Below are 24,052 nucleotides of genomic sequence, written 5' to 3' on the forward strand. Positions count from 1 at the left end.
CGGCTCACCCCGAGACGGCCAGGGCGAACGGCAGCACGCTCGTGGCGCCCGCCTCACGCAGGGCCCGCCCCGCCACGGTCATGGTCCAGCGGGAGTCGACCAGGTCGTCGACGAGCAGGACTGCCCCGGGGCTCAGCTCGAGCTGGTCGCGGACCATCGCTCCGGCCTGCACCCGGTCCCACACGCCCGCGAGGCGATAGGCGCTGTTGCCTCCCCGGTCGCCGATCGGGCCGCCGTCGACGAGCTCCATCGGTCCGAGGTCGACCATCCGCCCCATCGACGCGAGCCCTCGGGCGAGGGACTCGACGAGCTGTGGTCGTGATCGCGAGGGGATCCACGTCACCGCGAACGGCCGCTCGGCCCAGCCCCAGTCGCGCAGCACCGGCACGCACCCCCGCAGGAGCGCCTCGTCGACCGGAGCGTCCGGGGCCGCGAGCAGCGTGCGCACGCGCTGCCCCCACCCCAGGTCCGTGAGCCGTGCCAGCGCCCGGCCGGGCTCCACCTGCTCGGCGGGCGCGATCCGTCCCTTGACCTCGACGCCCAGGCGCGGCATCCCGCTCGGCCACTGGGCGCGGGGCTCCACGAGCACCCCCGGCCGGTCGAGCCGGGTGCGGGCCTCGACGACGGCGCCCTCGGGCACCCCCTCGGGATACCACGGCCCCGCGCAGACGTCGCACCGGCCGCACGGCGCGGCCGTGGGGTCGTCGAGCACGCGCTGGAGGAAGGCCATGCGGCACTCCTCGCCGCGCTGGTAGGCGAGCATCAGGTCCTGCTCGCGCTCGCGGGCCTCGGCGACGCGTGCGTAGCGCTCCGCGTCGTAGGTCCACGGCGCCCCGGTGGCCGTCCAGCCACCCTGGACCCGGCGGACCGCGCCGTCGACGTCGAGGACCTTGAGCAGCAGCTCGAGCCGGGTGCGGCGGACGTCGACCACCGTCTCGAGGGCGGCCGTCGACATCGGACGGTCCGAGGCGGACAACGCCGCGATCACGGCGTCGGCCTGCTCGGGCCGGGGCATTGAGGCGCTCGCGAAGTAGGACCAGATGTCGCGGTCGGAGGCGGACGGCAGCAGCAGGACGTCGGCGCGTGCGACACCGCGACCGGCGCGGCCGACCTGCTGGTAGTAGGCGACGGGCGAGCTGGGGGAGCCCAGGTGCACCACGAACCCGAGGTCTGGCTTGTCGAAGCCCATGCCGAGCGCGCTGGTGGCGACCAGCGCCTTGACCTGGTTGGCGCGCAGCATCCCCTCGAGCTGCTCGCGGTCGGCGGGGTCGGTGCGCCCGGTGTAGGCCCGGACCTCGTGCCCGGCCTGGCGCAGCGCCTCGGCCACGTCCTCGGCGGCCGAGACGGTCAGGGCATAGACGATGCCGCTGCCCGGGAGCTCGGCGAGGTGCGCGGTGAGCCACCCGAGCTGCTGCTCGGCCGAGCCCAGGCGCAGCACCCCGAGCCGCAGCGAGTCGCGGGCCAGCGAGCCGCGCACGGTCAGGACCTCGTGGCCACCCACCTCGAGCTGCTCGGCCACGTCGGACACCACGCGCGCGTTGGCCGTGGCGGTGGTCGCCAGCACCGGCACGTCGGTGGGCAGCTCGGTGAGCAGGTCCTTGATGCGGCGGTAGTCCGGGCGGAAGTCGTGACCCCAGTCGCTGACGCAGTGCGCCTCGTCGACGACCAGGAGGCCGCACCGGGCGGCCAGCCCGGGGAGCTGCTCGTCCCGGAAGCGAGGGTTGTTGAGCCGCTCCGGGCTCACCAGCAGCACGTCGACCTCGTCCGCCGCCAGGGCCGCGGCGACCTCGCCCCAGGTGTCGGCGTTGGCCGAGTTCATGGTCACCGCCCGCACGCCGGCGCGCTGGGCCGCCGCGATCTGGTCGCGCATGAGTGCCAGCAGCGGCGACACGATGATCGTCGGCCCCGCCCCCGCCGCGCGCCGCAGCGACGTCGCCACGAAGTACACCGCCGACTTGCCCCAGCCCGTGCGCTGCACCACGAGCACGCGCTGGCGCGCCGACACCAGCGCCGCCACCGCCTCGAGCTGGCCGTCGCGGAAGTCCACGTCCTCGCGCCCGACCAGGCGTCGCAGCGCCGCCGTGGCGTCCCCGCGCACGGCCTCGGTGTCCACGTCGACGGCGGGCGCGCTCGGCATACGGGCCTGGTTGCTGGTCATGCCCACACGCTAGACGCCAGGGCCGACAGACCCGGCCGTGCGTGATGATGGGCCCATGCCCGACGCCCCCAGCGACCCCCGCCCGACGAGCCTCTATCGCGTCGCCGTGCCGCTCCGGTGGAGCGACATGGACGCCTACGGCCATGTCAACAACGTGGAGTACCTCCGGCTCCTGGAGGAGGCTCGCGTCGAGGCCTTCCGCGCGTGGTTCGGCAACCACGACCCGGTGCTCGGTCGCGGAGTCCTGGTGGCCCGCAGCGAGATCGAGTACCTCCGGCCGCTGGAGTTCCGGCACGCCCCGGTCGCCGTCGACATGTGGGTTACGCGGCTCGCTGGAGCGTCCTACGACCTCGGCTACGTGATGCGGGACCCCGAGAGCGTCGGGGACCAGGTCTACGCGCGGGCCGAGTCGACGATGGTGATGTACGACTTCGCCGGTGCCCGCCCCCGTCGCATGACCCCCGAGCAGCGCGAGACGCTGGGACAGTACCTCGGCGAGCCGGTCGACCTGAGGCGGCGCCGGTGACCGGCACGCTCGCCCTGGTCGACGCGGGGACCGCCTCGGACCTGCGCACCTTCGTCGCCCGGGCCGCCGCGGCGGACCGCGAGGGCGCCATGCGGCTGCAGGCCCAGGGGACCGTGCTGGCTGCGTATGCCGCGGTCCTGCCCGGGTCCGGGCTGGCGGCAGAGGGACTCGTGATGGGTCTGCGCACGATGCGTCTCGCGGAGCCCGCCGACCTCGACGTCACCGTCTCGCTGGGCTCGCTCCTGGACCGGTTCGCCCACGACCAGGGGACCCGCCTCGCGGTGCCGCCGACCGAGGTCCGCGCGCCCTGGGCCGGGCAGAGCGCCCCGCGCGCCGGCTGGGTGCCGATCGGGCGGGTGACCAGCGCCGAGCTGCACGACGCGGCGCAGGCGGGCATCGCCGACGTCGCGCGCGGAGTGGGGAGCGGCGCCGGGGCCCTCGCCGTCGCCGAGCTGCGGCACGCGGTGTGGGCCCGGCCGATGGCAGCGGCTGAGGCCGAGGGCATCCCGTCGGGGCTGGCCTTCGGGGCGCACGCCCTGGGCTTCCTCACGGGAGAGGCGGGCACGCTGCACCGCTGCGGCCGGTGGTTGCGGCTGTCCGTGCCGGTGGGTCACGTCCTCGCGCGCTGAGCGTCGACCGGGCGGGCCCGCGAGCCGGCCAGGACCACCAGCGCGGCCGAGGCCGCGCACAGCACCCAGATCAGCGTGTAGGCCGCTCCGTCCTCGCCCGGCGAGCGGTGCAGCCCGGCGAAGACGGCGCCCGTCAGCGCCACGCCGAGCGCGGAGCCGAGCGTGTCCGCGAGCTGCAGCGAGGACGAGACCTCGCCGTGCCGCTCGATGGGCGTGAGGTCGAGCCCGAGCACCGAGACCGTGGACATGGCCAGGCCCATGCCGACGCCCATGGCGGCGGCGGCGACGGGCACGAACCACTCGGACAGCCCGAGGCCGGCGATGGCGGCGAGCCCCAGCAGGCCGACGGCGAGCGACGCCCCGCCGGCGCCGAGCAGGCGGAACCGGTCGCGCACGAAGGCATCTCGTCCCTGCAGAGCGGCGCCCACGGACCAGCCGAGGGACCCGAGCGTGAGCATGACCCCGGCCACCGTGCTGCTGGTGCCGCGCTCGTTGACGAGCATCAGCGGGATGAAGGTGATGGCGCCGTTGAACGCGGCGGCCAGCAGGAAGCGCGACATGGTGACGGACGGGAGCCCCCGGGCGAGCCGGACGGTCCCCTGCGGGACGAGCCTCGGCGCGACGACGGCCACGACGACCAGACCGGCCGCCGCGAGGGCGACGGGGAGGAGCTGGAAGGGCTCGACGTGCTGCGAGCCCCACTGCAGGACACCGGCGGCCACGGCGACCAGGGCTCCCGCCACGGCGGCTCGCCGGTGCGTGCTGCGCTCGCGGCCCGAGCCCACGTGCCCGGGGGGCGACACCGTGGCGCGGCGCGACCAGGTGAGGACGGCGGTGACCAGGATCGGTGGCACGACGACGAGGAAGACCCAGCGCCAGGACAGCGCCTCGGTGAGCCAGGCGGCGAGCAGCGGGCCGACGATGGCGGGCAGCACCCAGGCGGCCGACACCCAGCCGAAGACCTTGGGCCGCAAGGACTCCGGGTAGGCGCGACCGATCATGACGTAGAGCGCGACGACGAGCAGGCCGCCCCCCAGCCCGGCGATCATCCGCCCGACGAGCAGGACGGCGAAGCTGTCGGCCATCCCCGCGATCAGGGAGCCGATCGCGAGCCCGGCCTGGCCCACCAGGGTGGCGGGCAGCGGCCCGCGCAGGTCGGTCCAGGTCCCCGACAGCACCGTGCCGAGCAGCTGCGCGGACAGGAACAGCGAGAAGGCCAGGCCGTAGGACCGCACCGCGTCCAGCTCGGCGGCGACCGCCGGCATCGCGGTCGTGACGGCCATCGACTCGAAGGCGACGAGGGTCACCTGGGCGATCATGACGATCGTGACCAGCCGGTATGCCGGCCCCATCGGTCCCTGCGTGGTCGGTGTCTCGGCGGGGCTCACCGCTCCACGGTATCGGGGCCACGGGGTGGTTCCTGCCACGCGCCGCGCTCGACCAGGACCGAGCGCAGGGTGTCGATGGCGTCGCTGACCAGACCGTCCACCCCGAGGTCCAGCAGCTCGTGCATCTCCTGCGCGTCGTCGATCGTCCAGACGTGGATGTGCTTGCCGCGCCGGTGGGCCGCCTCCACGAGCGCCGGGGTCACGAGCTCGACCGACCGCCCGGCGAGGGTGTAGGTGCGGGGGATCTGCAGCACCGGTGCCGGGGTGCTGAGCCACTGGGTCACCAGGCGCGGCAGGAACCGCAGGCTGGCCACCCCCGCGCCACCGGCGGCCGTCGCCAGGCGTGGCCCGAGCAGCTCGCGCACGTGGCGCAGCCGGCGCTGGGAGAAGGACCCGACGCAGACGCGATGCAGCGCGCCGGCCTGCAGCAGCACCTGCGCGGTGGGGACGACCGCGCCCGGCGACTTGATGTCGATGTTGAACCTCGCGTCCGGCAGCTCCTCGAGCAGCTCGGTGAGCAGCGGGACGGACTCGCCCGCGATGCGCGCCTGCTGCACGTAGTCCCACGGCAGGTCCGCGATCGCGCCGCGCCGGTCGGTGACCCGGTCCAGCCGCGCGTCGTGGAACGCGACGACCTGCCCGTCGAGGGTGGCGTGGACGTCCGTCTCGAGATAGCGGTAGCCCAGGTCGTAGGCGGTGCGGAAGGCCGCCAGCGTGTTCTCCCGCCCGTGGTTGGGCGCGTAGGCGGCACCACCGCGGTGGGCCAGGGCCAGCGGCCGGGGAGCGTCGAAGTACGGGAACTGCTCAGCCTTCACGGGGCCAACCTACGACGCGCGGGGCGACGACTCGGGCAGGTCGCAGATCTTCGGGCTCGAACCCGAAGATCTGCGACGCGCCCGGCCGTCTTCCGCGGGCGGGCACCCGGCCGTCGTCAGCGGGGCGGGCACCCGGCCGTCGTCAGCGGGTGCGCGCCCAGACCGTGGTGTCCGTCGGGACGAGCCCCTCGGGGGTCAGCGGGCCGCTGGCCACGACGACCTCGGCCCCGTCGGGCAGCGCGACCGGCTCCTCGCCGAGGTTGGCGAGGACCAGCAGCCGGTCCGTGCCGCGCGCGTTGACGACGGCGACCACGTCCTCGCCATACCCCTGCTGCCAGTCGAGGACGCCGACGCCGAGGTCGAGCTCGCGGCGGGTGGCGAGCAGCGCGCGATAGAGCTCGAGCGTCGAGCCCGGCTGCCCCGCCTGGAGGTTCGCCGCGAGGGCGGCATACGCGTCGGGCTGGGGGAGCCAGGTGCGCTCCGAGGGACCGAACCCGTTGCCGGGCGCGCCCCCGACCCAGGGGAGGGGGATGCGGCAGCCGTCGCGACCGATCTCGGCCTCGGGGGTGCCCTTGGTGCGGTGGTGCGCGGGGTCCTCGCGCAGCTCGTCCGGCAGGGTCGTGTGGTCGGGGAGCCCGAGCTCCTCGCCCTGATAGAGGTATGCCGAACCGGGCAGCGCCAGCATGAGCGCCGTGGCAGCCCGGGCCCGCCGCAGGCCGAGGTCGGCGTCCGGCTGGGGGCAGGTCGCGTCGATGCCGTTCATGCGGGGCGAGCCGACGGGATAGCCGAGCCGCGTCGCGTGCCGCACGACGTCGTGGTTGGACAGGACCCAGGTCGTGGGGGCGCCGACGCTCTGCGCCGCCTCGAGGGAGCGCGTGATGCGCTCGACGAGATCGGTTGCGCGCCAGGGGGAGTCCAGGAAGTCGAAGTTGAACGCCTGGTGCATCTCGTCCGGCCGGGTGTAGGCCACGAGCCGCTCGATCGGGGACACCCAGGCCTCGGCGCACAGGATCCGGTCGCGCTGGGGGTCGCCCTCGGGGTTGTAGGAGTCGAGGACGTGGCGCCACCCGCGGTAGATGTCGTGGACGCCGTCCTGGTCCCAGTAGGGGCTGGCGTTGGTGGGGCGGGCCTCGCCGTCGCCCGAGATCATCTCGGTGTGGGCGTCCCAGTCGCGGAAGCTCGGGTCCTTGGCCAGGCCGTGCGCCACGTCCACGCGGAAGCCGTCGACGCCGCGGTCGAGCCAGAAGCGCAGGATGTCGTGGAACTCCTCGCGCACCTCGGGGTGCTCCCAGTCGAGGTCGGGCTGCTTGGAGTCGAACAGGTTGAGGTACCACTGGCCCGGCTCGCCGCCGGACTCGGTGACCCGGGTCCATGCGGAGCCGCCGAAGACCGAGCGCCAGTTGGTGGGCGGCAGCTCGCCGTGCTCGCCACGGCCGTCGCGGAAGATGTAGCGGGCCCGCTCGGGGGAGCCGGGGCCCGCGGCGAGGGCGGCCTGGAACCACGCGTGCTCGTCGCTGGTGTGGTTGGGCACGAGGTCGACGACGACGCGGATGCCGAGCTCGTGGGCGCGCGCGACCAGCTGCTCGGCGTCGGCCAGCGAGCCGAACCGCGGGTCGACGTCGCGGTAGTCGCTGACGTCGTAGCCCGCGTCGGCCTGCGGGGAGGTGTAGAAGGGGGAGAGCCAGACCGCGTCGACGCCGAGGTCGCGCAGGTAGGGCAGCTTGCCGGTCACGCCGGCCAGGTCACCCATGCCGTCGCCGTCGGCGTCGGCGAAGGAGCGGGGATAGACCTGGTAGATGACGGCGTGCCGCCACCAGGCAGCAGGGTCAGCGGTGGATGCGGTGTCAGTGGTGTCGGCGGCGTCGGTGGCTGGGACGACGGCAGAGACGGCGGTGTCGGGGGTCACCCATCCATGCTGAGGCATCGTCGCGCCCGTGTGAAATCGACTGCAACATCTGCAAGAACTTGCACCACAGTGCCCTGCCGCAGGGGCTCGACGACCGCGTCAGTCGAGGCGGTTGACCAGCGAGTGCGCCGCCCGCACGAGGTAGTCGCGCAGGAGCAGGTCGTGCGTCTCGTCCAGGTCGAGGGTGTCGACCGCGGCGAGCATGTGGTGCAACCAGCGGTCGCGCATGTCCGGGGTGACGGCGAAGGGCACGTGCCGCATCCGCAGGCGAGGGTGGCCGCGCTGCTCGGAGTACGTCGTGGGTCCGCCCCAGTACTGCTCGAGGAACATCCGCAGCCGGACCTCCGCCGGGCCGAGGTCCTCCTCGGGATAGAGCGCCCGCAGCTCGGGGTCGCCGGCCACACCGCGATAGAACTCGCGCACCAGCTGCTCGAACGTGGCTGCGCCACCGACCTCGTCGTAGAACGTCACCGCGCCAGTCTCTCGCACCTGATCACTTGGCGGTGCTCCCGCCGCCCCCGGGCAGCACGCCGGGACCGAAGGTCGGCATGGTCGGCAGCGAGATCCCGCTGGCGCCGAGCTGCGCCATGACCCGCGAGCGCACCTCGCGGCCGACCGGCACGTTCTCGTTGGGCGCGCACTTGACGATGATGCGGACCGTCGCGACGCCCCCCACGATCGACTCGACGCCACCCACCTCGGGCTGCTCGATGATCTTGCCGAACCAGTCCTCCTCCTTGTCCATGCCGCGGACGGCGCGGGAGATGATCGGCATGACCTTCTCCATGGACTCGGTGACGGGCACGGGGATGTCGACGAGGGCGGTGGACCAGCCCTGGGAACGGTTGGCGATGCGCAGGATCTCGCCGTTGCGGATGTACCAGATCACCCCGTTGAAGTCGCGGATCGTCGTGAGCCGCAAGGAGATGTCCTCCACCGTGCCGATGACCTCGCCGGTGTCGACCACGTCGCCGACGCCATACTGGTCCTCGATGATCATGAACATCCCCGACAGGTAGTCCTTGACCAGGCTCTGCGCGCCGAAGCCGAGCGCGACGCCGCCGACCGAGGCCGAGGCGAGCAGCGGGGCCATGTTGAAGCCCAGCTCGTCGCCGACCATCAGCGCCGCGACGAAGGCGACGGTGACCGTCGTGACCGAGCGCAGGACGGCGCCGAGCGTCCGCACCCGCTGCTCCTGGCGCGCGCTGCTGACGATGCTGGGGTCGCTGAAGATCTTGGCCGCCTTGCGCGCCTGCCGGCGGATGATCGGGAGCTCGGCGGTGTCGACCCGGGTGACGTTGACCGCAGCGGCCTCCACCCGTTCGGACCGCAGCAGGAGCCCGTTGACGAATCCGTTGATGGCGCGGTGGACCAGCCACCGGGTCGCGATGGCCCCCAGGATGATCGCGACGATCGTGAGGGGTGCCCCCTGGGCCCAGGTCCACGCCGACTCCCAGGTCACGGCGAGCGGTTGCAGGACGGACGAGGATGTGCTGGCACTCATGCCTCCATCATGGCGGGTCGACCTTGGCGAACGCTGTCACGGCCGTGACACACTTCACCCCGTGACTGACGCACCGTCGACCGAACTGATCGATCTCGCCCGCGCCAACGGGGTGGCCACGGAGTACTGGGACTGGCAGGGAGCCCACGTGACCGTGCCCGCGAGCACCATCGTGGCCGTGCTCGCCGCCCTGGGTCAGCCCGCGGCGACCGAGGACGAGGTGCGTGCCTCCCTGGCGCAGGTGCGCGACCGTGAGTGGCGTCGCCCGCTGCCGCCGGTGCTGGTCGTGATGGAGTCCGAGAGCACGACGATCCCGGTGCACCTGCCCCACGGCGAGTCCGTCACGGTGTCCGTGCAGCTCGAGGACGGATCGCGCCGCCCGCTCGACCAGGTCGACAAGTGGGTCGACCCCCGCGTCGTGGACGGTCGTCAGCTGGGGGAGGCGACCTTCGCCGTCCCCGCGGGCCTGCCCCTCGGCTGGCACGAGATCAGTGCCTCGTATGCCGGGACCGCGGCCACCTGCACGCTGGTCGTCACGCCGGACCGCCTCGAGGTGCCGGAGTCGCTGCGCGACCACCCCGCCTCCGGCGTCATGACTCAGCTGTACGCCATGCGCTCCAGCCGGTCCTGGGGGATGGGCGACGCGGCCGACCTCGCCGAGCTCGCCGCGTGGGCCGGTCAGGAGCTCGGCTCCGACTTCGTCCTCGTCAACCCGCTGCACGCCGCCGAGCCGGTCCCGCCGGTGGAGCCCTCGCCCTACCTGCCGACCACCCGGCGGTTCATCAGCCCGCTCTACATCCGGGTCGAGGACATCCCCGAGATGGGCTACCTCACGGCGCAGGACCGGGCTCTGCTGCAGTGGCAGGCCGACGACGCGCTGCGCCTCAACGCCGAGGACGTCATCGACCGCGACGCCTCCTGGCGCCTCAAGGACGCCGCCCTGCGGCTCGTCCACAAGCAGCCGCGCTCGCCCCGCCGGGAGCGGGACTACCGCGCCTTCTGCGAGCGGGAGGGGCAGGGCCTGGTGGACTTCGCGACGTGGTGCGCGTTCACCGCGGCCTATGGCGAGGACGAGGCCGAGTGGCCCGAGGAGCTGCAGGACTCCGCCGGCCCGGCCGTCGCCGAGCGTCGCGAGGAGCTGGCCGCGGACGTCGACTACTACTGCTGGCTGCAGTGGGTCGTCGAGGACCAGCTGGAGCAGGCCCAGCGGGTCGCCCACGAGTCGGGCATGCGCCTCGGCCTGATCCACGACCTGGCCGTCGGCGTCCACCCGAGCGGGGCCGACGCGTGGGGGCTGCGCGACGCGCTGGCCCGCGGCGTCACCGTGGGGGCCCCGGCCGACCAGTACAACCAGCTGGGCCAGGACTGGAGCCAGCCGCCGTGGCGGCCCGACCAGCTCGCCGAGCTGGGCTACGCGCCCTACCGTGACATGCTCCGGACCGTGCTGCGCTCGGCCGGCGGCCTGCGCGTCGACCACATCATCGGGCTCTTCCGGCTCTGGTGGATCCCGCAGGGCTGCAAGCCCTTCGAGGGCACCTACGTGCGCTACGACCACAAGGCGTTCATCGGCATCCTGGCCCTGGAGGCCCACCGCGCGGGCGCCGTCGTCATCGGCGAGGACCTCGGCACCGTCGAGTCGTGGGTGCGCGACTACCTCGCGGACCGCGGCGTCATGGGCACCTCGATCCTGTGGTTCGAGCGCGACTACGAGCACGGCGGGGAGCCGATCCAGCCCGAGCAGTACCGCCGCCTGTGCCTCGCCACCGTCACCACCCACGACCTGCCCCCGACCGCGGGCTACCTCCAGCAGGTGCACATCGACCTGCGCCACGAGCTGGGCCTGCTGACCCGCTCGATCGAGGAGGAGCGCGCGAGCGAGGTCCACGAGCAGGAGGGGATCAAGGCGTTGCTGCGCTCGCGCGGCCTGCTGCGCGAGGACGCGAGCGACGAGGACACGATCGAGGCGCTGCACAAGCTCCTGTCGTGGACGCCCGCCCTGCTGCGCGGCATCTCGGTCTCGGACCTGGCCCAGGACCGGCGGATCATCAACCAGCCCGGCACCGACGAGGAGTACGCCAACTGGCGCATGCCCCTGGCCGGCGCCGACGGCCGGCCCGTGCTGCTCGAGGACCTGATGCGGTCGCGCTGGGCCCGCCGCCTCGCCCGCACCCTCTGACCTACCTCAGGTAGTCACACCCGCCTGGGTTAGCACGCCGGGCGGATGTGCCTACCTGAGGTGGGCACATCCGCCGGGGTTAGCACGCCGTCGACGGACCTACCCCCGGTAGAGGCATCGACCGGCCTCCGTTCCCCAGGCGGGTGTGACGAAGGCCGGCTGCCCTGGCGCCTCACCTGCCTGCCTGGACGGGCGTCCGAGACGTGGACGCTCGGATTACCTGACGTTTGCCTCTGCATAAGGTTCCCTTTGGTCCGCCCACCGTCGGGCGGGCCTCCCACCCATGCCGGCGCCGATCGCGCCCCGCCCCGGAGGACAACCATGTCTCGCACGCCCTGGATCACCCGTCGCACCGCCCTCGCCGCCACCGGCGCGGCGATGATGCTGGCGGTGTCCGCGTGCGGTTCCGGCTCCGGCTCGGAGCAGGCCGCGGACAACCCCCTGGGCCTGCAGCGCCCCGGCGTCCTGCACGTCGGCACGCTGACCGACGCGCCGCCCAACGTCTTCCTCAAGGACGGCCAGTTCACGGGCTTCGACAACGATCTGCTCAAGGCCGTCGCCGCCAAGCAGGGCCTCACGGTCGAGTTCGCGGGCACCGACTTCTCCGGCCTGCTCTCGCAGGTCAAGTCCGGCAAGTATGACGTCGGCTCGTCCTCGGTCACCATCACCGAGAAGCGCAAGCAGACCGTCGCCTTCACCAACGGCTACGACTTCGGCTACATCGGCCTCAACGTCCCCGCCGGGTCCACCCTCAAGAGCTTCGACCAGCTGACGGGCAAGCGCGTGGTCGTGGTCCAGGGCACGGTCCAGGACGACTACGCCACCGGCAAGAAGCTCGACCCCGTGCGCGTCCCCGACTACAACGGCGCGATGAACCAGCTCAAGGCCGGCACCGTCGACGCCTGGGTCAGCCCTGCCGAGATCGGCGAGAAGCTCGCGGGCGAGTCCGGCGGCAAGGTGCTGCTCGCCGCCAAGGAGCTGAGCCCCACCCCGATGGCCTACGCCGTCGCCCAGGACAAGACCAAGCTCAAGGACGCGCTCGACAAGGGCCTGGACGAGGTCGTCAAGGACGGGACCTGGCAGAAGCTCGTCGACCAGTACTACCCGGGCCGCAAGACCCCCGCTGACTTCACGCCGGGCAGCGGCGCCGTCAAGATCACGCGGTGACCCGGGGTGGACGTCCTCGAGACCCTCAGGGAGACCTTCTTCGACCTCGACGCGATGCGCGAGGCGCTGCCTGACCTGATCACGGTCGGCCTGCCCAACACGCTGCTCCTCGCGGTCGTGTCCGCCATCATCGGGACGATCCTCGGTATGGCGCTCGCGGTCGCCGGCCTGTCCCGGCACCGCTGGCTGCGGTGGCCGGCACGCGTCTGGACCGACGTCTTCCGCGGGCTGCCTGCCGCCGTCACCATTCTGCTCATCGGCGTCGGCCTGGCCCCCGTCGGCCTGCAGATCTGGGGCAACAACCCGTACCCGCTCGGGATCCTCGCCCTGTCGCTGATCGCGTCCGCCTACATCGGCGAGATCTTCCGCTCCGGCATCCAGAGCGTCGAGGCCGGGCAGATGGAGGCCTCGCGGGCCCTCGGCTTCAGCCACAACGCCGCGATGCGGCTGGTCGTCATACCCCTCGGTGTCCGCCGCGTGCTCCCCGCCCTGGTCAACCAGTTCATCTCGTTGATCAAGGAGTCCTCGCTGGTCTACTTCCTCGGGCTGCTGGCCAGCCAGCGCGAGCTGTTCCGGATCGGGCAGGACTATGCCGCCAACACCGGCAACCAGTCCGCGCTGCTGCTCGCCGGGCTGTTCTACCTCGTGATCACGGTGCCGCTCACGCACGCCGTCAACGCCATCGACCACCGGCTGCGCCACGGTCGGCGCTCGGACGGGGAACACCCAGAGGGCTCCGACGGCACCGACGGCTCTGGCGGTCCACGCGCTGGCGGCTCCGCCGCGCCGGACGCCCCCGACGACGGCGCACTCGCCCTGACCCAGGAGGCACACTGATGACCGCCGCACCGCTGTCCGTCGAGCTGCGCGACGTGCACCTGGCCTTCGGCCGCAACCGCGTGCTGCGCGGCGTCGACCTCGAGGTCCCTGCCGGCAGCACGACCTGCGTCATCGGGCCCTCCGGGTCCGGCAAGTCGACGCTGCTGCGCGTGGTCAACCGACTGCTCGAGCCCGACCAGGGCGACGTCCTCCTCGACGGGCGCAGCATCCTGCGCGACGACCCGGACCAGCTGCGCCGGCACGTCGGCATGGTGTTCCAGCACTTCAACCTGTTCCCGCACAAGACCGTCGCCGACAACGTCGCGCTCGGGCCCCGCAAGCTGCTCGGCCTGTCCCGCGACGAGGCACGGTCCCGGGCGCTGACGCACCTGGAGTCGGTGGGGCTCGCGCACAAGGCGGACGTCCGTCCGTCGTCCCTCTCCGGCGGGCAGCAGCAGCGCGTGGCGATCGCCCGGGCGCTGGCGATGGACCCGCGGATCATGCTTTTCGACGAGGCGACGTCCGCGCTCGACCCCGAGCTGGTCAAGGGCGTGCTGGCGATCATGCGCGACCTCGGCGAGTCCGGCCTGACGATGCTGGTGGTGACCCACGAGATGGGGTTCGCGCGCGAGGCGGCCGACCAGGTGGCGTTCATGGACGAGGGCGTCGTGGCCGAGCACGCGGCTCCGGACGTGATCTTCGAGCGTCCGGCCAGCGAGCGCCTGCAACGCTTCCTCTCCCGCGTCCTCTGACCTACCTCAGGTAGTCACATTCGCCCGGCTTCGCACGCCAGGCCGATGTGACCAAGGTCGGTCGACGTGACCAAGGCAGGCGGATCCTGTGGCTCACCTGCCGCTGTTCCCCGAGCCTGTATGCCGTGCGGCCCGCTGCACGGCTCGGCCGCCGCACCTCGCCGGCCATCGCCCCTCGTTCGCGTCGGGGGATCTCGCCGCCACTCGTAGACGCTGGCGGCCCGCCTCCGCCGCGTCGGCACGTGCGGGGGTGCTCGAGGCGGCGGGGTCGGTGCACAACTGCTGCACATGGGGGCGGCGCCGGATGACCCGTCGTTGCGGCACAACGGAATTCGCCATCCAGGACCCGCAATGTGCAGCAGTTGTGCACGCCGGGCGCGCGGATGGCGTGGGGCTCGGCATACAGGATCCTGTGAAGAACCCAGCCGCCTCGGCGAGCTGGATCAGACCACCACGTAGGCCACCCGGCTCCCATCACCCCCGGCGGCAAGACCCGCCGGGGGTAGAGGCATCAGCCTGGGGAACGAGGGCCGGTCGATGCCTCTACCGCCGGTAGGTCAGGCAGTGGTGTCGCGCGCCTGCACCCGCAGCGCCCGCGCCACCGTGTCGCGGTGCTCCGCCACGGCCCGCACGAGCCCGGACGGCGCGTCGGTGTTGGCGGCGAGCCAGGCCTCCGTGGCGTCCAGCAGCGACCGGTCCGCCAGTGGCATCGGGTAGAACGCGCCCGCCACCACCTCGGCCAGCGCGAACGAGTGCCGCTCCCACATGCCGCGCAGCATCGTGAAGTACCGCTCGACATAGGGCTGCAGCAGCGTCACGTCGTGGACCCGGCCGAAGCCCTGCCCGGTCGCGCCCACGATCGTGTTGGACTCCGACGCGTCCTCGACGCCACGGCGCCAGGCCTGCGCCTTGGCCTCCGCGGTCGGGAGCGCGGCCACGGCCACCGCGGCGTGCTCCTGCCCCGACGCGGTCCGGTCCCGCTCGAGCTCGGCCTCGACCTCGGCCCGACCCACGCGTCCCGCAGAAGCGAGCGCGGTCAGCAGGGTCCAGCGCATGTCCGTGTCGACGGCGAGACCGTCCAGGGAGAGGCGTCCGGCATACAGGCCCTCGATCAGGTCGAGGTCCGCGGGGCGCCGCGAGATCGCGGCGAGCGCCGACACCAGCTGCAGCTGGGCGTCGCTGCCGGGCGCGGCCGTCTCGACCAGGCGCCGCAGCTCGGCCCCCACCGTCTCCCGGGCGCTGCCGCGGTGGTCGGGAGCGACGTATGCCGCCAGCGCGGTGGAGACCTGGGCGAGGAGCACGCGCAGCAGCGTGGCGTCCGTCTCGCCGTCGACGGCCCGCAGCGCCAGGGTGATGTAGTCCCGCGCCCGCATCTGCGCGTCGCGCGTCATGTCCCAGGCCGTCGCGAGGGCGAGGGAGCGGGGCAGCGACTCGGTGAACGCCCGCGGGTGCTCGATCACGGTGGCCAGGGACCGCTCGTCGAGCCGCAGCTTGGCGTAGGCGAGGTCGTCGTCGTTGACCAGCAGCAGGTCGGGCATCGGCCGGCCGACGAGGAACGGCAGGTCGGTGCGCTCCCCGTCGACGTCGACCTCGTGGCGCGCGACGCGGACCAGCGAGTCTCCCTGCAGCTCGTAGCACCCCACCGCCAGGCGGTGCGGCCGCAGCACGGGGAAGTCCTCGGGGGCGGTCTGCACGATCGCCGCGGCCTCGATCACCCCGTCGCCGTCCGAGCCGAGCGTGAGGTCCGGCGTCAGCGTGTTGACGCCGGCCTGCTCGAGCCACAGCTCCTGCCAGCGACCGAGGTCGCGCCCGGACGTGGCCTCGAGCTCGGTCATCAGGTCGCCGATCGTGGTGTTGCCCCACGCGTGCTTGGCGAAGTACGCACGGATCCCGTCGCGGAAGGCGTCGCGCCCGACGTAGGCCACGAGCTGCTTGAGCACGGACGCGCCCTTGGCATAGGTGATCCCGTCGAAGTTGGTCTCGACGTCGTGCAGGTCGCGGATGTCGGCGGCGATCGGGTGCGTCGAGGAGAGCTGGTCCTGGCGGTAGGCCCAGGCCTTCTCCGCCGTCCCGAAGGTCGTCCACGCGGACTCCCACTGGGTCGCCTCGGCCTGCGCCGTCGTCGACGCCCACTCGGCGAAGGACTCGTTGAGCCACAGGTCGTCCCACCAGGTCATGGTGACGAGGTTGCCGAACCACATGTGCGCCAGCTCGTGCAGGATCGTGAGGGCCCGGCGCTCGACGAGGCCGTCGGAGACCTTGGCGCGGAAGACGTACATCTCGTGGAAGGTCACCGCCCCGACGTTCTCCATCGCGCCCATGTTGTACTCCGGCGTGAAGATCTGGTCGTACTTGGGGAACGGGAACGGCTGGTCGAACTCCTCCTCGAAGAACGCGAATCCCCGCTTGGTGCAGTCGAACAGGTTGGCGTGGTCGACGTGCGGCGTGAGGGACCGCCGGCTGAAGATCCCCAGCGGGATCTCGCCGGCGCGCGTCGAGACGGTGTCGCGGACGACGTCATACGGCCCGGCGATCAAGGCAGTGATGTATGACGAGATGCGCGGGGTCGCCTCGAAGGCCCAGGTCGCGGCCGGCGTGGAGCCGGCGGCGCCGTCCGCACGCGGGGCCGGCGTGGGCTCGGGGGTGGGGGAGCAGCTGATGACCTGCCAGTGCGCGGGCGCCGTCACGGTGAACGTGAACTCGGCCTTGATGTCGGGCTGCTCGAAGACGACGAACATCCGCCGGGAGTCGGGGACCTCGAACTGCGTGTAGAGGTAGACCTCGCCGTCGGCCGGGTCGACGAACCGGTGCAGACCCTCGCCGGTGTTCATGTACGTCCCCGTCGCGCGGACGGCCAGCTCGTTGCGAGCCTGCAGGCGGGGCAACGTGATCCGCGCGTCGGCGACGTGGGTCGCGGGGTCCAGGGACTCGCCGTTGAGGACGATCTCCTCGACCGAGGTGCCGATGAAGTCGATGAACGTGCTCGCCCCCTCCTCCGCGGCGCCGAACCGTGCCGTGGTGGTGGTGCTGAAGGTCGTGGGACCGGTCGTCAGGTCGAGCTGGACGTCATAGGTCACGTCGCTCACGAGCTGGGACCGGTCACGCGCCTCGTCGCGCGTGAGGTTGGTGCCTGGCACGGTGGGGCCTTTCGGTGGTGCTGGAGCGCCCCGGAGCACGGGGGAGCGGATGGCCGCTCCATCCTTGCAGGTATCCCGCACGCCGTCCCTGCGGATCGCGGCGAGGTCGTCATACGGTGCCGCGCGGGCGGGGCGGGTGCTGGCAGGATGGCGGGGTGAGCGAGACGAAGCAGACCACCCAGCCGCAGACCACCCAGCCGCAGGCTCCCCAGAGCGGCTCCCCGTCCGTCGAGATGTTCTTCGACCCCGCGTGCCCCTGGGCCTGGATGACCTCCCGGTGGCTCATGGAGGTCGAGCGAGCCAAGGGCATCACCGTGACCTGGTCGGTGATGAGCCTGGCGGTCCTCAACGAGGGCCGCGACCTGCCCGAGGACTACCGCGCGCTGATGGACCGCGCGTGGGGCCCGGTCCGCGTGATCATCGCGGCGGCCCGGGAGCACGGCGACGACGTCGTCAAGCGTCTGTACGACGCGATGGGCACGCGCATCCACCTCGAGGGCGAGAAGGACTTCGACGTCGTGGTCGAGGACGCCCTCGCCGAGGTCGGTCTGCCGGCCGAGCTCGCGTCGTATGCCGCGCCCACCGCCAGCGACGAGACCGACCGCGCCCTGCGCGCCTCGCACGAGCGCGGGATCTCGCTGGTCGGCGACGAGGTGGGCACCCCCATCATCAACGTCGACGGCGTGGCGTTCTTCGGGCCGGTCGTGTCGCCGGCGCCCAAGGGCGAGGACGCGGTGCGGCTCTTCGACGGGTGCGTGCTCGTGGCGGGGACGCCCGGCTTCTTCGAGCTGAAGCGCACGCGCGACGTCGGCCCCATCTTCGACTGACCTACCTCAGGTAGGCACATCCGCCCGACTTCGCACGCCAGGCGGATGTGACGACCTGAGGTAGGCACATCCGCCCGCCTTCGCCCCCGGTCGACACACCTACCCCCGGTAGAGGCATCGACCGGCCTTCGTTCGCCAGGCTGATGGACCTACCGCCGGTAGAGGCATCGACCGGCCTTCGTTCGCCAGGCTGATGGACCCACCGCCGGTAGGTCCATCGGCTAGCCCGCACCCCACCGCACCTCAGTCCGGCCCCGCACGCCACCCCACCCCGCACCCGCACCCCGCACCCCGCACCCCGCACCCCGCACCCCGCACCCCGCACCCGCAGGAGACCCGCCATGCGCATCCACATCGGCGCCGACCACGCCGCACTCGAGGCCAAGACCGCCCTGATCACCCACCTGCGCGACGCGGGCCACGAGGTCACCGACCACGGCCCCTTCGTCTACGACGCCGAGGACGACTACCCCGTCTTCTGCCTGCGCGCCGCCGAGGCCGTCGCGGCCGACCCCACGTCGCTCGGCTTCGTGCTCGGCGGCTCCGGCAACGGCGAGCAGATGGCGGCCAACAAGGTCGAGGGCGTGCGTGCCGCGCTCTGCTACAACCCCGAGCTGGCCGAGCTGGCACGCGAGCACAACGACGCGCGCGTCTGCTCCATCGGCGGCCGCTTCACCACGCCGGAGGAGTCGTTGGCGATCGCGGACACCTTCGTGGCCACGCCGTTCTCCGGGGTCGAGCGCCACGCCCGCCGCATCGCGATGCTGGACCGCTACGAGGCGTCGGGGGAGCTGCCCGAGCTGCCCGAGAGCGCACGCTGACCGCATCGCAACCATCACGTCAGGAGTGACGGATGTGACGGGTGTGACGGCTGGGACTTCCCAGGCTTGGTGACGGTGCGTGTCCAGACCCTGTCCGTTCTGTCCCTCCTGCACCGGACCGTCCGGGTGAAGGTCAGGCGAACGGCGCATCTCGTTCGGGTGTTTCGGACACGTAGCGTCTCGCAGTCTGTTCTAGTGGAGAGCGAGCAGCCCGCTCGCTCCCCGTCCCTGAGGAAGTCCCCATGGCCGTCCACGCCGGTCACCCCACCCGCACCCCGCAGACCCCCGTCCTCACCTGGCTGGTCGTCCCGGCCCTGGTCGCGCTGGGGGTGCTCCTCGCCCTCGCCTCGGTCGTCGCGATCGTCATGGGGATGGCGCCGTTCGCGCTCGCGTCCCTCGTCGGCCTGGTCGCTGCGGTCGGAGCCTTCTGGACGATGCTGGACCGCCGCCGGCTCTGACGCCTCCCACCGGCGGCCCCCGCCGTCGAGCTGACCGTATGACGAAGGCCCCGCCGCCCTCCGAGGAGAGGTGACGGGGCCTTCGTGCCGCCTGGTGGGGCGGGCTGGAGCGGGTGACGAGAATCGAACTCGCGTAGCTAGTTTGGAAGACTAGGGCTCTACCATTGAGCTACACCCGCAGGTCGCCCGACGGGATCCGTCAGGGCGAGCACTGCACAGGGTAGTTCGCCGACCGGGCCCGCGGGAAATCCGACACCCCTCCCCGCCGGTCGCGCGTCCCGAGCCTCTGCCCGGGACCGGTAGGATCGAGACTTCACGGGCTGTGGCGCAGCTTGGTAGCGCGCGTGCTTTGGGAGCACGATGTCGCAGGTTCAAATCCTGTCAGCCCGACCACCGCGAGGGCCCGCCGGACGTCTCCGGCGGGCCCTCACGCATCCTCGGAGCCCCCGTCGGCGGTGCCCGCTCGGCCGTGGCAGGCTAGGGGCATGACGGCAGCGAGGACGGCATACATCGTCGACGGCGTGCGCACCCCGATCGGCAGGTATGCCGGAGCGCTCGCCCCGGTCGGCCCGACGACCTCGCGGCCCACGTGATCCGCACCCTGGTGCAGCGCCACCCCTCGGTGGCGTGGGGCCAGGTCGACGACGTGGTCCTGGGCTGCGCCAACCAGGCGGGGGAGGACAACCGCAACGTGGCCCGTATGGCGGCCCTGCTCGCCGGGTTGCCGCAGGAGGTGCCCGGGGTCACCGTCAACCGCCTGTGCGCGAGCGGCCTGGACGCGGTCGCGGCGGCGGCCCGGGGCATCCTCGCCGGCGACGGCGACCTCTACGTGGCCGGCGGGGTGGAGTCGATGAGCCGGGCGCCGTTCGTGATGCCCAAGGCCGAGAGCGCCTACAGCCGCAGCACCGAGGTCCACGACACGACGATCGGGTGGCGCTTCGTCGACCCGGCGATGCGGGACCGCTACGGCGTGGACAGCATGCCCGAGACCGCGCAGAACGTCGCCGACGACTGGGGCGTCAGCCGCGAGGACCAGGACGCCTTCGCCCAGCGCTCGCAGGAGCGCGCGGCCGCCGCCATCGCGAGCGGCCGGCTCGCGACCGAGATCGCGCCCGTCACGATCCCGCAGCGCAAGGGCGACCCCGTGGTCGTCGACACCGACGAGCACCCCCGCCTGGGCAGCCTCGAGACGCTAGGTCGGCTCCGGCCGTTGTTCCCAGGTGGGTCCGTCACGGCGGGCAACGCCAGCGGGGTCAACGACGGAGCCGCGGCGCTGCTGGTCGCCAGCGAGAGGGCTGTCGAGAGGTTCTCCCTGGAGCCGCTGGCCCGCATCGACGGCGCCGCCGCTGCGGGCCTGGCCCCCCGGGTGATGGGCTACGGGCCCGTCCCGGCCGTCCGTAAGCTGTTGTCCCGCAAGGGTGTCGAGCTGGACGACGTCGGCGTGATCGAGCTCAACGAGGCCTTCGCCAGCCAGAGCCTGGCGGTCCTGCGCGACCTCGGGCTGCCCGACGACGCCGCGCACGTCAACCCGCACGGTGGGGCCATCGCGCTCGGCCACCCGCTCGGCATGAGCGGGGCCCGCCTGGCGCTGACGGCGGCGATCTCGCTGGCCGCCGACGGGCACGACCACGCCCTCGCCACCATGTGCGTCGGCGTCGGTCAGGGCGTCGCCATGCTGCTCTCCCGCCCCTGACGGGAGCCTGACCGGGAGGGGTTCCGGGGCCGCCGCTAGGGTGGTCGGACCCAGCACGACATCCGTCACGACGAAGTGAGGAAGGAAAGACATGGACAAGGTGGTGTCCTCCGCCGAGGAGGCCGTGGCCGACATCGGCGACGGAGCCTCGCTGGCGGTCGGCGGGTTCGGGCTGTGCGGCATCCCGAGCGTGCTCATCCGGGCCCTGCACGAGCAGGGGGCCACGGACCTCGAGCTGGTCTCCAACAACTGCGGGGTCGACGACTGGGGGATGGGGATCCTGCTGGCGGACAAGAAGATCCGCCGCATCCAGGCGTCCTACGTCGGGGAGAACAAGGAGTTCGAGCGGCAGTACCTCACCGGCGAGCTGGAGGTCGAGCTCACCCCGCAGGGGTCGCTCGCCGAGAAGCTCCGCTGCGGGGGCTCCGGCATCGCCGGCTTCTACACCCTCACCGGGTCCGGCACCCAGGTCGCCGAGGGCGGTCTGCCCCTCCTGCACGACGCCGACGGCAAGGTCGTCAAGACCTCGCCGCCCAAGGAGACCAAGGTCTTCGACGTCGACGGCGAGCCCAAGACCTTCGTCCTGGAGGAGGCCATCTCCTGCGACTTCGGCCTGGTGCGGGCGTGGCGCGGCGACCGGCACGGCAACCTCGTGTTCCGCGAGGCCGCCCGCAACTTCAACCCCGTGTGCGCCATGGCCGGGCGCGTGACGATCGCCGAGGTCGAGGAGCTCGTCGAGCCCGGCGAGCTCGACCCGGGCGAGGTCCACCTGCCGGGCATCTACGTCCAGCGCGTCGTCGCGCTGACGCCCGAGGAGGCCGCCGAGAAGCGCATCGAGCGCCGCACGGTCCGTCCCGCAGCCACCGCCGACCAGCAGCAGAAGGAGGCGTGAGCCATGGCGCTGACGCGTGAGCAGATGGCCGAGCGTGCCGCCCAGGAGCTGCACGACGGCGACTACGTCAACCTCGGGATCGGCCTGCCGACGATGGTCCCCAACTACGTGGCGGACGACGTCGAGCTGGTCCTGCAGTCCGAGAACGGCATCCTCGGCACCGGGGCCTACCCGGTGGAGGGCACGGAGGACCCCGACCTCATCAACGCGGGCAAGGAGACGGTGACCGTCCGCAAGGGCGCGAGCTACTTCGACTCCTCGACGTCCTTCGGGATGATCCGCTCCGGCAAGGTCGACGCCGCGATTCTGGGTGCGATGCAGGTGTCCGAGCACGGCGACATCAGCAACTGGATGATCCCCGGCAAGATGGTCAAGGGCATGGGCGGCGCGATGGACCTGGTCCACGGCGCCAAGAAGGTCATCGTCCTGATGGAGCACACCGCCAAGGGAGGCGCGCACAAGATCCTGAAGGAGTGCACGCTGCCCTACACCGGCAAGGCCGTCGTCCAGCGGATCATCACCGACCTGTGCGTCTTCGACGTCACCGCGGAGGGCCTGGTCCTGCGCGAGCTGTTCGACGGGGTCACCGAGGACGAGATCCGCGACAAGACCGGCTGCGACTTCACGGTCGACCTGGCCTGACCGAACCTGCCCGACCTCGCCCGGGCCCGAGCACCACCGTCGTAGGTCCAGCACGACCGTGCTGGACCCGAGCCGGGACGACCGTTAGGGATAGGCGGGGCGAGCCGATAGCATGTCGAGAGCCTCGGTTCGGCCGAGGCCCCTTGTCGATGTCGCCGGCCGCCTCCCCAGACTCCACCGAGGCGTGGCGGTCTGGCGCCGACGAGGGCCCCCAGACCTCTAGCACAGACCTTGGAGCAACCGCAGTGAAGAGTGCCGTCGAGAACCTCAGCCCGACCCGGGTCAAGCTGACCGTCGAGGTCCCCTTCGAGGAGCTCAAGCCGAGCATCGACGCGGCGTACAAGACCATCGGCCAGCAGGTGCAGGTTCCCGGTTTCCGTCGCGGCAAGGTCCCCGCCCGCATCATCGACCAGCGCATCGGCAAGGGCGCCGTCCTGCAGGAGGCCGTCAACGAGGCGCTCCCGCAGTTCTACGGCCAGGCCATCGACGAGACCGGCCTCAAGCCGCTCTCGCAGCCCGAGGTCGACGTCACCGAGATCCCCCTCGAGGACGGTCAGCAGCTGGCCTTCGCCGCCGAGATGGATGTCCGCCCCGCGATCGAGATGCCGGACTTCACGGGCATCACCGTGGACGTCGACGACGTCGAGGTGACCGATGAGGACGTCAACGCCAACCTGGCGCAGCTGCAGGAGCGATTCGGCAGCCTCGTGGGCGTCGACCGCGCCGCCAAGACCGGCGACTTCGTGTCGATCGACCTGTCGGCCTCCATCGACGGCGAGGAGATCGACTCGGTCTCTGGCGTCTCCTACGAGATCGGCTCCGGCAACATGCTCGAGGGCATGGACGACCAGCTGGTCGGCGTCAAGGCCGACGAGACCAAGACGTTCACCGCCCCCCTCGCGGGTGGCGACCGCGCCGGCCAGGACGCCGAGATCTCCATCACGGTCCTGTCCGTCAAGGAGCGCGAGCTCCCCGAGCTGGACGACGAGTTCGCCCAGCTGGCGTCGGAGTTCGACACGATGGACGAGTTGCGCGCCGACGTGACCGCGCAGACCGAGCGCGCCAAGAAGTTCGAGCAGGGCGCCCAGGCCCGCGACAAGGTCCTGGCCCAGCTGCTCGAGACGATCGAGATTCCGCTGCCCGAGTCGCTGGTCGAGGCCGAGGTGGAGTCCCACTTCGCCGAGGGCTCCGAGGAGGGCCACGACACCGCGGAGCACCGCGACGAGGTGGCCAAGAACGTCCGCGAGGCCATGAAGGGCCAGTTCCTCCTCGACGCCATCGCCGAGGAGCGCGAGGTCCAGGTCGGCCAGCAGGAGCTCATCGAGTACCTCGTGATGCAGGCCCAGCAGTACGGCATGGACCCCAACCAGTTCGCCCAGATCATGGACTCCAACGGCCAGGTGCCCGCCATGGTCAGCGAGGTGGCTCGCCGCAAGGCTCTCGCCACGGTGCTCGAGGACATCACGATCAAGGACGCCTCCGGCAACGTGGTCAACCTGTCCGACCTGGACGTCGAGGTCGAGGACGGCGATGAGGGTTCCGACGACTCGGGCTCCTCCGACGACACCGAGGGCTCGGACGACAGGCCGGCCTCGAAGGCCTCCGCCAAGAAGGCTCCGGCCAAGAAGTCCCCGGCCAAGAAGGCTGCTGCCAAGGACGCCGACCCGGCCGCCGCGGCCGACGCCGCCGCCGAGGGCTCCGAGGAGGAGGCCAAGCCGGCCAAGAAGGCTCCCGCCAAGAAG

Annotated in this window: 19 protein-coding genes, 2 tRNA genes and 1 pseudogene; 14 read left to right on the forward strand and 8 right to left on the reverse strand. The window is 72.2% G+C overall.

The annotated features are described in order from the left end of the window. Positions 1 to 4 precede the first annotated feature (4 nt). Positions 5 to 2,158, reverse strand: coding sequence for a RecQ family ATP-dependent DNA helicase (locus K313_RS0110900; protein ID WP_084412728.1), 2,154 nt, complete (start codon positions 2,156 to 2,158; stop codon positions 5 to 7). 55 nt (positions 2,159 to 2,213) lie between these two features. On the opposite strand from K313_RS0110900, the gene K313_RS0110905 reads away from it, so the two are divergent. Further along, complete coding sequence (locus K313_RS0110905) at positions 2,214 to 2,684, forward strand: acyl-CoA thioesterase (protein WP_019287765.1); 471 nt, start codon at positions 2,214 to 2,216, stop codon at positions 2,682 to 2,684. Then, the gene (locus tag K313_RS0110910; protein WP_019287766.1) at positions 2,681 to 3,313 is read left to right on the forward strand and encodes a DUF8185 domain-containing protein; all 633 of its coding nucleotides are present in this window, start codon (positions 2,681 to 2,683) and stop codon (positions 3,311 to 3,313) included. The genes K313_RS0110905 and K313_RS0110910 overlap by 4 nt, the downstream gene beginning before the upstream one ends. On the opposite strand, the gene K313_RS0110915 is transcribed toward K313_RS0110910, so the two are convergent. From K313_RS0110915 to K313_RS0110935, 5 genes are all read right to left on the reverse strand, one after another. After that, entirely contained in the window at positions 3,295 to 4,701 is a 1,407-nt protein-coding gene (locus K313_RS0110915; RefSeq protein ID WP_029211647.1) for an MFS transporter, read from the reverse strand. The two genes, K313_RS0110910 and K313_RS0110915, sit on opposite strands and share 19 nt — an antisense overlap. After that, a complete protein-coding gene (locus K313_RS0110920) occupies positions 4,698 to 5,516 on the reverse strand; it encodes a glycerophosphodiester phosphodiesterase family protein (protein ID WP_029211648.1) in 819 nt (272 codons plus the stop codon). Before K313_RS0110920 ends, K313_RS0110915 begins: the two co-directional genes overlap by 4 nt. A 142-nt stretch (positions 5,517 to 5,658) precedes the next feature. Continuing rightward, a complete protein-coding gene (locus tag K313_RS0110925) occupies positions 5,659 to 7,440 on the reverse strand; it encodes a glycoside hydrolase family 13 protein (protein ID WP_084412730.1) in 1,782 nt (593 codons plus the stop codon). Positions 7,441 to 7,521: 81 nt separating this feature from the next. After that, entirely contained in the window at positions 7,522 to 7,893 is a 372-nt protein-coding gene (locus K313_RS0110930; protein WP_084412732.1) for a globin, read from the reverse strand. A 22-nt stretch (positions 7,894 to 7,915) separates the two neighbouring features. Further along, the gene (locus K313_RS0110935) at positions 7,916 to 8,926 is read right to left on the reverse strand and encodes a mechanosensitive ion channel family protein (RefSeq protein WP_029211651.1); all 1,011 of its coding nucleotides are present in this window, start codon (positions 8,924 to 8,926) and stop codon (positions 7,916 to 7,918) included. Positions 8,927 to 8,987: 61 nt separating this feature from the next. Here K313_RS0110935 and malQ point away from each other — a divergent pair, with 61 nt between their 5' ends. The 4 genes from malQ to K313_RS0110955 all read left to right on the forward strand — a co-directional run bounded on the left by malQ (position 8,988) and on the right by K313_RS0110955 (position 13,840). Further along, on the forward strand, positions 8,988 to 11,102 hold the full coding sequence (malQ, locus tag K313_RS0110940; RefSeq protein WP_029211652.1) for a 4-alpha-glucanotransferase: 2,115 nt from the start codon (positions 8,988 to 8,990) through the stop codon (positions 11,100 to 11,102). A gap of 321 nt (positions 11,103 to 11,423) precedes the next feature. After that, positions 11,424 to 12,269, forward strand: coding sequence for an ABC transporter substrate-binding protein (locus K313_RS0110945; RefSeq protein WP_029211653.1), 846 nt, complete (start codon positions 11,424 to 11,426; stop codon positions 12,267 to 12,269). A 6-nt stretch (positions 12,270 to 12,275) separates the two neighbouring features. Beyond that, positions 12,276 to 13,106 (forward strand): amino acid ABC transporter permease, encoded by an 831-nt coding sequence (locus K313_RS0110950; protein ID WP_029211654.1) that lies wholly within the window; start codon positions 12,276 to 12,278, stop codon positions 13,104 to 13,106. Further along, positions 13,106 to 13,840, forward strand: coding sequence for an amino acid ABC transporter ATP-binding protein (locus K313_RS0110955; protein WP_034252854.1), 735 nt, complete (start codon positions 13,106 to 13,108; stop codon positions 13,838 to 13,840). Before K313_RS0110950 ends, K313_RS0110955 begins: the two co-directional genes overlap by 1 nt. A gap of 557 nt (positions 13,841 to 14,397) precedes the next feature. On the opposite strand, the gene pepN is transcribed toward K313_RS0110955, so the two are convergent. Continuing rightward, the gene (gene pepN, locus K313_RS0110960) at positions 14,398 to 16,977 is read right to left on the reverse strand and encodes an aminopeptidase N (protein ID WP_029211656.1); all 2,580 of its coding nucleotides are present in this window, start codon (positions 16,975 to 16,977) and stop codon (positions 14,398 to 14,400) included. A 233-nt stretch (positions 16,978 to 17,210) separates the two neighbouring features. Between pepN and K313_RS0110965 the strand changes: the two genes are divergently transcribed. The 3 genes from K313_RS0110965 (at position 17,211) to K313_RS0110975 (ending at position 19,083) form a co-directional block, all read left to right on the forward strand. Then, positions 17,211 to 17,804 (forward strand): mycothiol-dependent nitroreductase Rv2466c family protein, encoded by a 594-nt coding sequence (locus tag K313_RS0110965; RefSeq protein WP_034252898.1) that lies wholly within the window; start codon positions 17,211 to 17,213, stop codon positions 17,802 to 17,804. A gap of 341 nt (positions 17,805 to 18,145) precedes the next feature. Further along, positions 18,146 to 18,625, forward strand: coding sequence for a ribose-5-phosphate isomerase (locus tag K313_RS0110970; RefSeq protein WP_029211658.1), 480 nt, complete (start codon positions 18,146 to 18,148; stop codon positions 18,623 to 18,625). Positions 18,626 to 18,867: 242 nt separating this feature from the next. Further along, the gene (locus tag K313_RS0110975) at positions 18,868 to 19,083 is read left to right on the forward strand and encodes a hypothetical protein (RefSeq protein WP_019287785.1); all 216 of its coding nucleotides are present in this window, start codon (positions 18,868 to 18,870) and stop codon (positions 19,081 to 19,083) included. A gap of 105 nt (positions 19,084 to 19,188) precedes the next feature. Here K313_RS0110975 and K313_RS0110980 read toward each other — a convergent pair. Continuing rightward, a tRNA-Gly gene (locus tag K313_RS0110980) sits at positions 19,189 to 19,262 on the reverse strand. Positions 19,263 to 19,399: 137 nt separating this feature from the next. On the opposite strand from K313_RS0110980, the gene K313_RS0110985 reads away from it, so the two are divergent. From K313_RS0110985 to tig, 5 genes and pseudogenes are all read left to right on the forward strand, one after another. After that, positions 19,400 to 19,476: transfer RNA gene (locus K313_RS0110985), tRNA-Pro, on the forward strand. Positions 19,477 to 19,568: 92 nt separating this feature from the next. Then, a pseudogene (gene pcaF / locus K313_RS20870) lies at positions 19,569 to 20,776 on the forward strand (3-oxoadipyl-CoA thiolase). 91 nt (positions 20,777 to 20,867) lie between these two features. Continuing rightward, positions 20,868 to 21,668 carry a CoA transferase subunit A gene (locus K313_RS0110995; protein WP_029211659.1) on the forward strand — a complete coding sequence of 267 codons (801 nt, stop codon included), beginning with the start codon at positions 20,868 to 20,870 and terminating at the stop codon, positions 21,666 to 21,668. Between the two features lie 3 nt (positions 21,669 to 21,671). Further along, the gene (locus K313_RS0111000) at positions 21,672 to 22,310 is read left to right on the forward strand and encodes a CoA transferase subunit B (RefSeq protein WP_029211660.1); all 639 of its coding nucleotides are present in this window, start codon (positions 21,672 to 21,674) and stop codon (positions 22,308 to 22,310) included. A 245-nt stretch (positions 22,311 to 22,555) separates the two neighbouring features. Further along, positions 22,556 to 24,052 (forward strand): trigger factor (gene tig, locus K313_RS0111005; protein WP_029211661.1); only part of this gene is annotated, 1,497 nt, incomplete at its 3' end.

The sequence above is a fragment of the Arsenicicoccus bolidensis DSM 15745 genome (genome assembly GCF_000426385.1).
Classification (GTDB): domain Bacteria; phylum Actinomycetota; class Actinomycetes; order Actinomycetales; family Dermatophilaceae; genus Arsenicicoccus; species Arsenicicoccus bolidensis.

What these genes read in the sequence shown, in the direction of transcription:
- K313_RS0110965 (WP_034252898.1), top strand. Translation starts at nt 17,211, where the DNA reads ATGTTCTTCGACCCCGCGTGCCCCTGGGCCTGGATGACCTCCCGGTGG.
- K313_RS0110955 (WP_034252854.1), top strand. Translation starts at nt 13,106, where the DNA reads ATGACCGCCGCACCGCTGTCCGTCGAGCTGCGCGACGTGCACCTGGCC.
- K313_RS0110995 (WP_029211659.1), top strand. Translation starts at nt 20,868, where the DNA reads ATGGACAAGGTGGTGTCCTCCGCCGAGGAGGCCGTGGCCGACATCGGC.
- K313_RS0110970 (WP_029211658.1), top strand. Translation starts at nt 18,146, where the DNA reads ATGCGCATCCACATCGGCGCCGACCACGCCGCACTCGAGGCCAAGACC.
- K313_RS0110905 (WP_019287765.1), top strand. Translation starts at nt 2,214, where the DNA reads ATGCCCGACGCCCCCAGCGACCCCCGCCCGACGAGCCTCTATCGCGTC.
- K313_RS0110975 (WP_019287785.1), top strand. Translation starts at nt 18,868, where the DNA reads ATGGCCGTCCACGCCGGTCACCCCACCCGCACCCCGCAGACCCCCGTC.
- K313_RS0110945 (WP_029211653.1), top strand. Translation starts at nt 11,424, where the DNA reads ATGTCTCGCACGCCCTGGATCACCCGTCGCACCGCCCTCGCCGCCACC.
- K313_RS0110925 (WP_084412730.1), bottom strand. Translation starts at nt 7,440, where the DNA reads ATGCCTCAGCATGGATGGGTGACCCCCGACACCGCCGTCTCTGCCGTC.
- K313_RS0110900 (WP_084412728.1), bottom strand. Translation starts at nt 2,158, where the DNA reads ATGACCAGCAACCAGGCCCGTATGCCGAGCGCGCCCGCCGTCGACGTG.
- K313_RS0110935 (WP_029211651.1), bottom strand. Translation starts at nt 8,926, where the DNA reads ATGAGTGCCAGCACATCCTCGTCCGTCCTGCAACCGCTCGCCGTGACC.
- K313_RS0111000 (WP_029211660.1), top strand. Translation starts at nt 21,672, where the DNA reads ATGGCGCTGACGCGTGAGCAGATGGCCGAGCGTGCCGCCCAGGAGCTG.